The organism is Streptomyces sp. NPDC028635 (assembly GCF_040637635.1).
Lineage (GTDB): Bacteria > Actinomycetota > Actinomycetes > Streptomycetales > Streptomycetaceae > Streptomyces.
In genome coordinates this window covers 153840-165838 of sequence record NZ_JBEZWX010000002.1, presented here as the reverse complement: position 1 = coordinate 165838, position 11999 = coordinate 153840, and the positions used below count along the sequence as shown (strand labels likewise).

Sequence of the window (11999 nt, the reverse complement as noted above, 5' to 3'; positions counted from 1 at the left end):
GTTCGGTTGGGTAGCAGCGCCGCCATGGCTCCACCACACGGTCATGCAAGACATGGCGCACACACAACCGGACCCACTCGCCGGTCGCTGCTCGCGGGGGTGGCGGCGGTCGGCGCACTGGGTGCCGCGGGCTGCTCGCGGGTGGCGACCGCGTCCACGGAGAACGGCGGTGACCTGCTCGACCGGCTGCGCGCCCAAGGGGTGGTGCGGCTCGGGATCGCGGGTGAGATTCCCTTCGGATACATCGACAAGAACGGTGAACTCACCGGTGAGGCACCGGAACTGGCGCGGGTGATCTTCAAGCGGCTCGGGGTGGACAAGGTGCAGCCCGTGCCGACCGAGTTCGGTTCGCTCATACCCGGGCTGAATTCCCAGCAGTTCGACGTCGTGGCCGCCGGCATGTATGTCAATCCCGAACGCTGCGCGCAGGTGATCTTCGCCGATCCCGACTATCAGATGCTCGATTCCTTCATCGTCCGCAAGGGAAATCCCAAGGGTCTGCACACCTACCGGGACATCGTCGCGAAAAAGGCGAAGTTCGCGACCGGCACCGGCTATGCGGAGATCCAGTACGCGGTCGAGGCGGGCTACGAGGAGAGCGACATCCTCATCGTCCCGGACCAGGTCGCGGGGCTGAACGCGGTGGAGACGGGCCGCGTGGACGTGTTCGCGGGGACGGCCGTGACCGTCCGTGACGTGGTGAAGAAGTCGTCCAAGGCGGAGGCGACCAAGCCGTTCGCGCCGCTGGTGAAGGGCAAGCCGCATGTCGACGGCGGCGCGTTCGCGTTCCGCCGGACCGAGACGACGCTGCGCGACGCCTTCAACGCGGAGCTGCACAAGCTGAAGAAGAGCGGCGAACTGCTGCGCATCCTGCGGCCGTTCGGCTTCACACGGGCCGAGATGACCGATCTGACCGCGAAGGAGCTGTGCGGCGGATGACCTCCGGACTGTGGGAACTCGTACTGAAGGGCGTGTGGGTCACGCTCCAGCTGCTGGTGTGCAGTGCGCTGCTGGGCGCGGCGGTGGCGTTCACCGTCGGTGTCGCGCGCACCCACCGGCTGTGGATCGTCCGCTTCCTCGCCGGCTTCTACACGGAGGTCTTCCGTGGCACCTCCGCGCTGGTGATGATCTTCTGGGTGTTCTTCGTGCTGCCGCCGGCCTTCGGCTGGCAGCTGGTGCCGTTGTGGGCGGGCACCCTGGCGCTCGGTCTCACCTATGGCGCGTACGGCGCGGAGATCGTGCGCGGTGCGCTGAAGGCCGTCGATCCGGCGCAGCGCGAGGGCGGCATCGCGCTCGGCTTCACGCCGGGGCAGCGGATGCGCAAGATCCTGCTGCCGCAGGCGGTGCCGGAGATGATCCCGCCGTTCAGCAATCTGCTGATCGAGCTGCTCAAGGGCACCGCGCTGGTGTCGGTGATGGGCATGGGCGACCTGGCCTTCAGCGGCAACCTGGTCCGCCTGGCGCTGCAGGAGAGCGCGGAGATCTACACGTATGTGCTGCTGATCTACTTCGTGATCGCGTTTCTGCTCACCCGTGGGATGCGGGGGCTGGAGAAGCGGCTGAAGGCCGGAGTCGGGCGGGCGCCGGAGAAGAAGGCGGACCCGGTGCGGGTGCCTGAGGGAGCTGGTGTCGCGTGACCTGGGACTGGAACGCCGTCAGCGGCTTCATGCCGCACTTCCGCGAGGGCCTGCTGGTGACCTTGCAGGCGCTGGTGCTCGGCTCGCTGATCTCGTTCGCGCTGGGCCTGGTGTGGGCGCTGCTGATGCGCACGCCGACCCGCTGGGTGCGCTGGCCGGTGGGGGTGGTCACGGAGTTCGTGCGGGACACCCCGCTGCTGGTGCAGCTGTTCTTCCTCTTCTATGTGCTGCCCGAGTGGGGCGTGACGATGTCGGCGCTGACCACCGGTGTCGTCGCGATCGGCCTGCACTACTCGACGTACACCATGCAGGTCTACCGGGCCGGGATCGAGGCGGTGCCGCCGGGGCAGTGGGAGGCGGCGACCGCGCTGAGCCTGCCGGTGCGCCGGACGTGGACGGCGGTGATCCTGCCGCAGGCGGTGCGCCGGGTGGTGCCCGCGCTCGGCAACTACGTGATCGCCATGCTCAAGGACACGCCGATGCTGATGGTGATCACCGTGCTGGAGATGCTCGGGCAGGCGCGGCTGTACTCGCAGCAGCACTTCCAGTTCACCGAGCCGCTGACGGTGATCGGTGTCGCCTTCATCGTCATCTCCTACCTGGCCTCCCTTCTCCTTCGCACCCTGGAGCGACGTCTTGTCCGTTGACACCAGCAAGCAGCCGACCGCCACGCCCGCCGACCTCGGTCCGCTGGTGCGTCTGGAGCAGGTCACCAAGCGGTTCGGGGACAACACCGTCCTGGACCATCTGGACTTCTCCGTGGACGCCGGCAAGCACGTGACGCTGATCGGGCCGTCCGGCTCCGGCAAGACGACGATCCTCAGACTGCTGATGACGCTCACCAAGCCCGACGAGGGCACGATCACCGTCGACGGGGACCGGCTGTTCCCGGCGAGCGAGCGGCAGTGCCGTGAGGTGCGCAAGAAGATCGGCATGGTCTTCCAGCAGTTCAACCTGTTCCCGAACATGAGCGTGCTCAGGAACATCACCGAGGCGCCGGTCACCGTGCTGGGCCTGTCGAAGGACGAGGCGGAGGAGCGGGCCCGGGAGCTGCTGGACCTGGTGGGCCTGGCCGACAAGTGCGACGCGCGCCCGACGCGGCTGTCCGGCGGGCAGCAGCAGCGGGTGGCGATCGCGCGGGCGCTGGCGATGCGGCCGAAGGTCCTGCTGCTGGACGAGGTGACCTCCGCGCTGGACCCGGAGCTGGTGGCCGGGGTGCTGGATCTGCTGCGGGACATCGCGCGCAGCACGGACATCACGATGCTGTGCGTGACCCATGAGATGAACTTCGCGCGGGACATCTCGGACCAGGTGCTGATGTTCGACGCGGGCCGGATCGTGGAGGCGGGGCCGCCGGAGAAGATCTTCAACGACCCGGAGCAGGAGCGCACGCGGGAATTCCTGAGCGCCGTCCTGTGACCGGGCGCGCGACTACGCGCCGTGTGTGCGCCAACACCCCAGGTCTCCGCCCTGGGTCATGACCCGGACATATGCCAGCGGGTCGTTGCCCCAGTTGGGAGCGGTGCAATCTCGCCAACACCCCCTCCACGCAGGGCGCTTGCCCGTTATGGTGGAGGGGGTCCGGGTTTCGGATCACGGCCTGAAAGCGACCGCAGGGGGAGACACCGTGGCGCTGATGAACGAGCCGACCGCGCCGTACCACGCGGCCCAGGACGCCCTGCGCGTCCTGGAGACCGTGGCCCGGCACACCGCCGGCGTCACCGACGCCCAGATAGCCCGCCGCACGGGCCTGACCACCGAGCGGCTGACCCCGCTGCTGCGGATGCTGCGCCGCGAGGGATACGTCGAGCAGATCACCGGCGGGGCGTACGCCCCCGGGGACGCGCTCGCCCGGCTCGGTTCCGCCCAGGGCCGGGAGGAGGCGCTGCGGGCCCACCTCCAGCGCACCCTCGACCGGCTGCGCGACTCGGTGCGGGCCGCGGTCTACATCAGCCGGTACGTGGACGGCGAGGTCCGTATCACCCAGTACGCCGCCGGGCCGGGGGCTCCCCCGGTCAACGAGTGGGTGGACTTCCGGGAGTCCGCGCACGCCCACGCGGTCGGCAAGAGCCTGCTGACGCAGCTCGACCACAACGGCCGCCGCGACCATCTCTCCCGGCACAAGATGGCCCGTCTCACCTCGCGCACCATCACCAGCGACAAGCTGCTGCTCTCCCGTCTAGAGGCGCAGCCGCCGACGGTGCCGGTGCTCGACCTGCAGGAGTACGCGGTGGGCACGGTCTGCGCGGCCGTGCCGATCACCGCGGGCGCCTCGGTGGGGTGCCTGGCGCTGTCGATGCCGGTGGAGCACGCGCACCGGCTGCGCACGGCGGCGGACGCCCTCAACCGCAGCGCCGCTCCCCTGCTGCTGTCGCTGACGATCTAGGCCCGCCGCGGGTGGTCACGAGCACTCCGGAGAACCAGGTAGTATTTTCTTCGTCGCCGCCCGCGGGCCGGGAGAAACACCTGGTGAAGCGGTCGGCGGGAGTCATGCGCCGCTAGCTCAGTTGGTTAGAGCAGCTGACTCTTAATCAGCGGGTCCGGGGTTCGAGTCCCTGGCGGCGCACCGAAGAAGGGCCCTCGCGAAAGCGGGGGCCCTTCGGCGTGATGGCAGGCCTACGGCAGGGCGTCACCGGCCATCGAGAACATGGCGTGCGCCACGATCATGAAGATCACGCAGACGACGACCACCACACCGAGGACGGACAGCAGGCAGCCGGCCTCCACCGCGAGCCGCCCCGGCGCGGGCGGCAGGGCCGTCGCTCCTTCGGGGCGGTCGGCCGGGTAGCGCACGGTCACGATGTCGCCGACGAGCGTCGTGCCGGGGCCGCCCCTCTCCTCGAAGCGCACCGCCCGCCCGTCACGGCTGACGAACTCGTACACGTGGTGCAGATGCGTGTGCACCGCGCTGTCGCCGCCGCCACCGGTCGTCGTGTACGTCCGCAGACAGCGCGCCTCGGCCGTGAGCCCGTCGCTCCAGGTCCGGCTGATCCGCCGGGCGCGGCCGACCACTCTGACCGCCCCGTGGACCGCCCCCGCGATCATCAGCAGCGGTACGACGGAGAACAGCACTTCCACCGTGGCCCCCCGAGACCTCGCGCCGGCCCCGATCGGCCGGCGTGGGGGAACCTACCCGCGCCGGCCGGGGCTGTCGCTCAAGGAAGCCTCAGAACGTGACGTCCGAGCAGGCGTAGAACGCGTTGCCCGTGTCCGCGATCGTCCAGACCGCGAGGATCACGTGGTGGCCGCTGAGGCCGGTCGGCAGGGTGCCGCTGTGGGAGAGGGTGGACGGCGGGCGCTGGCCTCCGTAGGGGACGGTGAGGAACGGGGTGAGGTTGAGGTCGGACCGGGAGAGGTTGTGGTCCTGGTTCCAGCCCGGCTTGGTGACGTAGTACTTGAAGTCGGTCGTGGCGTGCATCGCGGTGAACTGCCAGCGGAAGGTGTAGCTCTGACCGCCCGTCACCCTGGTGGTGGGCCAGGCGCCCCCCGACGGGGTGCGGGGGCTGTCCAGCTGGGCGAAGCGTGTGTTGCCGCCCGAGCACAGCCGGCCGTCGGCGGGTCCGGCGGCGGGGAAGCCCTTGGGGCCCTCCACGCTCTGCGGCTCCCACTGGATGTCGCCGCAGTTGCTGACGGTGCCGAGCTGGCAGACCTTCTGCCGGCTGACGGGCAGGTCGGTGTAGCCGTGGCTGCTGGCCCCGCCGGAGGAGAGCGCGATCGCTCCGGTCGTGGCCAGCCCCACCACGGCGGCGTAGAGCTTGGTCCTTGTGCGCATGCTGCCGCTCCTGGGGTGTGGGGAGTTCAGTGAGCCGTGCAGGTAGGTCTAGACCAAGTTCGAGGTTATTGCTGACCGTTGAACATGTCCATACCAATCGCAGAGCCCGGCTCCCCGGCCCGTCGGCCCGCCCCGTCAGCCCTCCCCGTGCCCCGAGCAGAACGCCACGGTCAGGTCCTTCACCAGCGCCTTGCGCTCGTAGTCGTCCAGCGACACCAGGCCGCGCACGGTCAGCCGGGTCACCGTGTCCTCGACCGAGTCCACGACCGAGCCGATCACGCTCGCCCGGTGCTCGGCCTCCAGCACCGCGAGCCGCCTGCGCTGCATCACGGCGGCCACCTCCGGGGCGTACTCCACCCGCAGCGGCCGTACGGAGAACACCTCCAGTCCGACCGGCGCCACGTCCGCCGCGACCAGCCGGGTCAGCGTGTCCCCGGCCGTCTCCGCCGGGGCGTGCCCGGCGCCGGGCACCTCCACCGGCACCCGGGTCAGCGCCGCCTCGACGCACTCGCGCAGGAAGGTCTCGTGGTCCTCCACGCCGAGCGTGGCCCGCGCGGTGTCCCGCACCCGCCACACCACCAGCACGACCACCCTGAGCGCCACCCCGCTGCCGTCGGCGGCCGGCATGGGCTCGCCGCGCCAGTGCCGCAGCCGTACGTCCACACCGCGGCGCCGCAGCAGCGGGTTGACCCACAGCAGGCCGGTGCGCCGGACGGTGCCGCGGTAGCGGCCGAACAGACCGAGCACCCAGGCCCGTCCGGTCCGTCCGCGCGCCAGCCCGCCGAAGCCGAACAGGGCGAGCGCGCCCGCCCCCGCGTACACCGCCCACTGCGCCGGCCCGAGCCCGGCGTGCGGCGTCTCCGGCAGATGGAGCGCCCGCGCGGCGAGCGGCGGCATTAGCCCCGCCCACCAGGTGGCGGCCGCGCACCCGGCCGACCCGCACATCCCGGCGAGCACGCCCATCGCGCCGGGCAGCACCCGCGCCCGCCGCTCCACCAGCTCCGGGTCGACCTGGGGCGCGGCGGGGCGCGGCGCCTTCGGGGCCGGGCGGCGGACGCGCGGCTGCTCGCCGGTGCCCTGGCGGCGCGCCACGACGGTGGGGCGCACCGGCACCGGCTGCGGGTCCGGGTCGTCCCGGAAGAGGAGGTGGACGGGGATCTCGGTGGTGGCCTCGTTCTGGATCAGCCGGGGCGGGCGGGGCGCGGCGGCGTCCGCGCCCCCCTCCGGCCCGGGCGTCGTGGCCGTGCTCAATGCGTTCCTCCAACCGCTGCGGATGGGTGATGTCACCGGAAGAGCCGTCGCCAGGTCTCCGGGCCGGGGTAGCCGTCGGCGGCCGGTCCCCGCCAGCCCTGGGCGAGCTGGAACGCCTCGACGGCCCTGCGGTCGGCCTCGCTCCAGCGCGGACCCGGGCCGGACGTGTAGAACCGGCCGAAGCCCTTCTTCACCAGCTGCCGGCCGAGCTGGGTGACCTGGGCGTTGTTCGCACCCGGGCGGAAGGCGCCGGGTCCGGGGAAGGGCGGCACCGCGGCGGGCGGGGCCGGCGGTACGGGCGTCGTGGGCTTGCCCGGCGGCCGGGGCATCGCCGGTGGTGTCGGCTTCGCCGGTCCCGGGGCGCCCGCGGGCGGGATGTCCTTGCCCGTGCCGGTGATCAGCAGCGCCCAGGTCTTCGGCCCCGGCAGCCCGTCCGCGTCCGCGCCGGTCCAGCCCTGCGCCTGCTGGAACGCCTGGGTGGCCCGTCGGTCGGCGTCCGTCCAGACGGGCCCGGGGCCGGAGGTGTAGAAGCGGGCACCGCCGCGCGTGACGAGGAGCCGGCCCAGCCGGGTGACGTCGGCGTTGTTCGCGCCGGGGCCGAAGGAGTCCGCGCCGGGGAACGCGGTGGCGTCCTTCTCGGTGCCCCCGCTCCCCGCCGGAGCGCCGGCCGCGCCGTCGGTGACGCCCTTGTAGCGGTACGGCAGGTACGAGGAGGCGTTGCTCCAGTACGGGTAAGGGGTGGCCTGGCGGCGGGTGGTGGGGCGGGTCTGTTCGTAGGCGAGGTAGTAGGTGCGCGTGTAGTCCGTCCAGCCGCCGAAGAGCACCACATGGGACCCCTTCTCGGGGTCGGCCGTGTTGTGGAACAGCAGGATGTCTCCGGGCTGCAGCTCCTCCTTGGTGATCCGGTCGGCGAACTGGCCGAGGCTGCCGGTCCACTCGTTGCCGGGCAGGTGCCAGGCCATCGACACGAAGCCCGAGCAGTCCTGCCGGTACCCGTCCGACCAGTAGGCGTACATGCTGTACGGCACCTGGGCCGCCACCCACACCTTGGCGCGGTTGATGATCTCCGTACGGCTGATCGGCGGCAGCTTCACGGGGGCGGCGGGTGCCGCCGGAGCGCCGGCCGGGCCGTGCAGCGGGGCCTTGCCGCCCTGCGGGGTCTGCGGCTCGTCACCTGCGGGAACGCCGGGCCGGGCGGGGGTGTGCGGGGCCGCGAGGGCCGGTGCGGCACCGCTCGCGGCGAGCGCCGTGGAGGCGGCCGCGACGATCACCACACGGTGCGCGGCGGGGCCGGGGGTCGGGGAGGACGGCGGGGCGGGCCGGTGCAGCCGGGCACAGCCGGGGCAGCCGCAGTCGCTCGCAGGATCGATTTCCTCGAATACCGGACTGTTCATGCGATCTGCCTCACACTCCGGTCCGTTTTGTCCAGGGCTGTACACGCTGATCAGTTTCCCAACCGTCTTGCCGAAGCGCATGGTGACGGTCCGAATGATGTACGACTTTCCCATTTCATGACATAACGGGCGCGACACGCGTGGTCAGGGGCACCCCCGGGGGTCCTGTAGAGTTACCCACGTCAGCAGGCGCCGCTAGCTCAGTTGGTTAGAGCAGCTGACTCTTAATCAGCGGGTCCGGGGTTCGAGTCCCTGGCGGCGCACCGACAGCAAGACCCCTCGCTTCCGCGGGGGGTCTTGTTTCGTTCTGCGCCCACACGCTTCCACCCGCCCCCACCGGCATCACAATGAGCGCGTTTGACCGGTAAACACCGCGTTTCGCATCTTGCGATCATGCTGAACCGCATAGAACCCTGGACGACAACAAGACGCGTATACACGGCACTTGGGGGGCTGAGGGCCGTTTGCGCGGATGTCACGGGGAGAAGGGGGCCCCGTTCACGTCGCTGATGCCGAGAGGGCATCATGCAACCGGAACGCTGCCTTTCCATGTCTGTAGGGTTGGGACGACGTGGGGACAGCGGCCCGCCACTGAACCATCCGTGACGGTCGAGGGGGCCCGAGCGGGTGACGTAACCGACGACACGCGTTGACCTGCGTGTGGGGGGATGACTCATGACGTCGACGCCGACGGGCGCCCGGCACGGCTCCGACCCGTCACAGACCACTCAGCTCAGGGTGCCCACGCACCGGATGAGCACCACCGGAACCTTCCGGCGGATCAGGAAGAACCTGCCGAGATACGACTACGAGCACTACAGCAGGCTGGCCGGCCCCCTCACACAGCCCGATCCGCACAAGCCGTACACCGTTCAGTACCGCTCGCTGATCTCCCAGGAGCCGCACCGCATCCGGGTCGCCCTGATGCTGGCCGCGGCCCCCATACTCTCGCTGGTCCTGCTGTTCTGGCTGCTCCAGCCCGAACACTGGACCGAACGCGACTACCCGGCCTTCGACTTCCTGCCCGCCCTCGACGTCGTCATGCTGGTCTCGATCGGCCTGATCGAGTTCTTCCGCTGCCTGAACGTGCTGTCCAACGCGCACGCCACGCTCGTCGCCCGTGATCCCGTCCCGGTCGTGCCGGAGACCGGCACCCGGGTCGCCTTCCTCACCTCCTTCGTGCCCGGCAAGGAGCCGCTGGAGATGGTCACCAAGACCCTGGAGGCCGCCGTCCGGCTGCGCCACCGGGGCCTGCTGCACGTGTGGCTGCTCGACGAGGGCGACGATGCGGACGTCAAGGCCGTGTGCGAGCGGCTCGGCGTGCGCCACTTCTCGCGCAAGGGCGTCGCGAAGTGGAACCAGGCCAAGGGCCCGCACCGGGCCAGGACCAAGCACGGCAACTACAACGCCTGGCTGGACGCCCACGGCGACGACTACGACTTCTTCGCCTCCGTCGACACCGACCACGTGCCCCTGCCGAACTACCTGGAGCGGATGCTCGGCTTCTTCCGCGACCCGGACGTCGGCTTCGTCATCGGCCCGCAGGTGTACGGCAACTACGACTCGTTCGTGACCAAGGCCGCCGAGTCGCAGCAGTTCCTCTTCCACGCGCTCATCCAGCGCGCCGGCAACAAGTACGGCGCCCCGATGTTCGTCGGCACCTCCAACGCCGTACGCATCAAGGCGCTGCAGCAGATCGGCGGCCTGTACGACTCGATCACCGAGGACATGGCCACCGGGTTCGAGATCCACCGCCACAAGAACCCCGCCACCGGACGCAAGTGGAAGTCGGTCTACACCCCCGACGTGCTCGCCGTCGGCGAGGGCCCGGCCGCCTGGACGGACTTCTTCACCCAGCAGATGCGCTGGTCGCGCGGCACCTACGAGACGATCCTCAAGCAGTACTGGAAGGGCTGGGGCACGCTGCCGCCGGGCCGGCTCTTCAACTACACGATGATGATCATCTTCTATCCGATGTCCGCCCTGAACTGGATGCTCGCGGCGCTCAGCTGCGCGCTGTTCCTGGGCCTGGGCGCGTCGGGTGTGAACATCGACCCCACCGTGTGGCTGATGCTCTACGGCAACGCCTCCGCCCTCCAGATCGGCCTGTACATCTGGAACCGGCGCCACAACGTCTCCCCGCACGAGCCGGAGGGCTCCGGCGGTGTGGCCGGCATGGTGATGTCCGCCCTGTCGGCGCCGCTGTACGCCAAGGCGCTGATCGACTCCCTGCTGCGCCGCAAGAGCAAGTTCGTGGTCACGCCCAAGGGCGACTCGGCGAGCCCGGACACCTGGTTCGGCACCTTCCGCTACCACTGGTACTTCATCGCCATCTTCGGCGGCTCCATCACCGCCGGCCTCGTCCTCGGGCACTCCCACCCGGCGATGATCATCTGGGCCACGTTCGCCCTGCTCATCACCGCCGCGCCGATCTTCGTCTGGCGCCATGAACTGCGGCAGGCCGCGAAGAAGCCTGCCGCCCACGCGGCGGGAGCGCGGCAGGACGCGGTCCCGCCCGCCCCGGCACACCGGACGCCCGCACCCGGGACGCCCGCACCCGGGGCTGCGGCGCACCACGCGCCGCACGGCCCGGCTCCGCGCCCGCAGTGGGCCGAGCCGGGCCCGGGCAACGACCAGACCATGCAGATCGCCCTTGGTGGGCTGGGGGGACGTAAGGAATGAACGACCGAGCCGGCCGCCGCCGCGCCCGTCGACTCGCGATAGGCACGGCGGTGGTCCTCGCGCTGGCCGGGATGAACGGTCCGTGGCTGTACCGCTTCAGCACCGCCAAGTACCACGACTACAAGATCAACAAGCCGGAGTACAAGGCGGACAACGGCCACTGGGACATCGTCCAGTTCCCCGAGGAGTACCGCCAGAACACCATCCACGCGGCGCTGCTGCACACCGGGAAGATCCTGCTCGTCGCCGGATCGGGCAACAACCAGGAGAACTTCGACGCCAAGAAGTTCGACACCCGGATCTGGGACCCGGTCAAGGGCACCATCAAGAAGGTGCCCACACCGAGCGACCTGTTCTGCACCGGCCACACCCAGCTGCCCAACGGCAACCTGCTGATCGCGGGCGGCACCAAGCGGTACGAGAAGCTCAAGGGTGACGTCACCAAGGCCGGCGGCCTGATGATCGTCCACAACGAGAACCCGGACAAGCCGATCACGCTGCCCGCGGGCACCCAGTTCACCGGCAAGGAGAACGGCAAGACGTTCGTCTCCAAGGACCCGGTGCTCGTGCCGCGCGCGAAGAAGGTCTTCGACAAGGCCGGGCGGTTCGTGCGCAACGACCCCGGGCTCGGCCGTATCTACGTCGAGGCGCAGCACAGCGGACAGAAGTACGAGACCGGCACCCAGGACAACTACCGCATCCAGGGGCTCTCCGGCACCGACGCCCGCAACACCTACGGCATCGCGCAGAAGCTCGCCCTGGACAAGAAGGACTTCCAGGGCATCCGCGACGCCTACGAGTTCGACCCGGTCGCCGAGAAGTACATCAAGGTCGACCCGATGAACGAGGCCCGCTGGTACCCGACGCTCACCACGCTGAGCGACGGCAAGGTCCTCAGCGTCTCCGGTCTCGACGACATCGGCCAGTTGGTCCCGGGCAAGAACGAGGTCTTCGACCCCAGGACCAAGACCTGGTCCTACACCAAGTCGGTCCGTCAGTTCCCCACCTATCCGGCGCTGTTCCTGCTGGAGAACGGGAAGATCTTCTACTCGGGCTCCAACGCGGGCTACGGCCCCGACGACGTCGGGCGTGAACCGGGCGTCTGGGACGTGGACACCAACAAGTTCACCAAGATCCCCGGGCTGAGCGACGCGAACATGATGGAGACGTCCGGCACGGTGCTGCTGCCGCCGGCGCAGGACGAGAAGTACATGGTGATCGGCGGCGGCGGGGTCGGCGAGTCCAAGCTGTCCAGCAACCGTG

At 70.1% G+C, this 11999-nt stretch carries 11 protein-coding genes and 2 tRNA genes; 9 read left to right on the top strand and 4 right to left on the bottom strand.

The window, feature by feature from the left end:
- Nucleotides 1-24: 24 nt before the first annotated feature.
- The 6 genes from ehuB to AB0E88_RS02910 all read left to right on the top strand — a co-directional run bounded on the left by ehuB (nucleotide 25) and on the right by AB0E88_RS02910 (nucleotide 4203).
- Entirely contained in the window at nucleotides 25-939 is a 915-nt protein-coding gene (gene ehuB, locus AB0E88_RS02935) for an ectoine/hydroxyectoine ABC transporter substrate-binding protein EhuB (protein WP_361622743.1), read from the top strand.
- Entirely contained in the window at nucleotides 936-1637 is a 702-nt protein-coding gene (gene ehuC, locus AB0E88_RS02930) for an ectoine/hydroxyectoine ABC transporter permease subunit EhuC (RefSeq protein WP_361622740.1), read from the top strand. The genes ehuB and ehuC overlap by 4 nt, the downstream gene beginning before the upstream one ends.
- Entirely contained in the window at nucleotides 1634-2284 is a 651-nt protein-coding gene (gene ehuD, locus AB0E88_RS02925) for an ectoine/hydroxyectoine ABC transporter permease subunit EhuD (RefSeq protein WP_361622737.1), read from the top strand. Before ehuC ends, ehuD begins: the two co-directional genes overlap by 4 nt.
- Nucleotides 2274-3056: an ectoine/hydroxyectoine ABC transporter ATP-binding protein EhuA gene (ehuA, locus tag AB0E88_RS02920; protein ID WP_361622734.1), complete on the top strand. Its 783-nt coding sequence runs from the start codon at nucleotides 2274-2276 to the stop codon at nucleotides 3054-3056. The genes ehuD and ehuA overlap by 11 nt, the downstream gene beginning before the upstream one ends.
- Nucleotides 3057-3264: 208 nt before the next feature.
- The gene (locus AB0E88_RS02915; RefSeq protein ID WP_361622731.1) at nucleotides 3265-4023 is read left to right on the top strand and encodes an IclR family transcriptional regulator C-terminal domain-containing protein; all 759 of its coding nucleotides are present in this window, start codon (nucleotides 3265-3267) and stop codon (nucleotides 4021-4023) included.
- A gap of 106 nt (nucleotides 4024-4129) precedes the next feature.
- Nucleotides 4130-4203: transfer RNA gene (locus AB0E88_RS02910), tRNA-Lys, on the top strand.
- A 50-nt stretch (nucleotides 4204-4253) separates the two neighbouring features.
- Here the strand turns inward: AB0E88_RS02910 and AB0E88_RS02905 are convergent.
- From AB0E88_RS02905 to AB0E88_RS02890, 4 genes are all read right to left on the bottom strand, one after another.
- Nucleotides 4254-4715 carry a DUF3592 domain-containing protein gene (locus tag AB0E88_RS02905; protein WP_361622728.1) on the bottom strand — a complete coding sequence of 154 codons (462 nt, stop codon included), beginning with the start codon at nucleotides 4713-4715 and terminating at the stop codon, nucleotides 4254-4256.
- An 88-nt stretch (nucleotides 4716-4803) separates the two neighbouring features.
- A complete protein-coding gene (locus AB0E88_RS02900; RefSeq protein WP_361622725.1) occupies nucleotides 4804-5409 on the bottom strand; it encodes a lytic polysaccharide monooxygenase in 606 nt (201 codons plus the stop codon).
- 135 nt (nucleotides 5410-5544) lie between these two features.
- Nucleotides 5545-6660: an SPFH domain-containing protein gene (locus AB0E88_RS02895; protein ID WP_361622722.1), complete on the bottom strand. Its 1116-nt coding sequence runs from the start codon at nucleotides 6658-6660 to the stop codon at nucleotides 5545-5547.
- 32 nt (nucleotides 6661-6692) lie between these two features.
- The gene (locus AB0E88_RS02890) at nucleotides 6693-8054 is read right to left on the bottom strand and encodes a peptidoglycan-binding protein (RefSeq protein WP_361622719.1); all 1362 of its coding nucleotides are present in this window, start codon (nucleotides 8052-8054) and stop codon (nucleotides 6693-6695) included.
- A 189-nt stretch (nucleotides 8055-8243) separates the two neighbouring features.
- Here AB0E88_RS02890 and AB0E88_RS02885 point away from each other — a divergent pair.
- From AB0E88_RS02885 to AB0E88_RS02875, 3 genes are all read left to right on the top strand, one after another.
- Nucleotides 8244-8317, top strand: a tRNA-Lys gene (locus tag AB0E88_RS02885).
- Nucleotides 8318-8729: 412 nt separating this feature from the next.
- On the top strand, nucleotides 8730-10736 hold the full coding sequence (locus tag AB0E88_RS02880; protein WP_361622716.1) for a glycosyltransferase family 2 protein: 2007 nt from the start codon (nucleotides 8730-8732) through the stop codon (nucleotides 10734-10736).
- A partial coding sequence (locus AB0E88_RS02875) for a kelch repeat-containing protein (protein WP_361622713.1) occupies nucleotides 10733-11999 on the top strand: 1267 nt, incomplete at its 3' end. The genes AB0E88_RS02880 and AB0E88_RS02875, both read left to right, overlap by 4 nt.

What these genes read in the sequence shown, in the direction of transcription:
- ehuB (WP_361622743.1), top strand. Translation starts at nt 25, where the DNA reads ATGGCTCCACCACACGGTCATGCAAGACATGGCGCACACACAACCGGA.
- ehuC (WP_361622740.1), top strand. Translation starts at nt 936, where the DNA reads ATGACCTCCGGACTGTGGGAACTCGTACTGAAGGGCGTGTGGGTCACG.
- AB0E88_RS02900 (WP_361622725.1), bottom strand. Translation starts at nt 5,409, where the DNA reads ATGCGCACAAGGACCAAGCTCTACGCCGCCGTGGTGGGGCTGGCCACG.
- AB0E88_RS02890 (WP_361622719.1), bottom strand. Translation starts at nt 8,054, where the DNA reads ATGAACAGTCCGGTATTCGAGGAAATCGATCCTGCGAGCGACTGCGGC.
- AB0E88_RS02880 (WP_361622716.1), top strand. Translation starts at nt 8,730, where the DNA reads ATGACGTCGACGCCGACGGGCGCCCGGCACGGCTCCGACCCGTCACAG.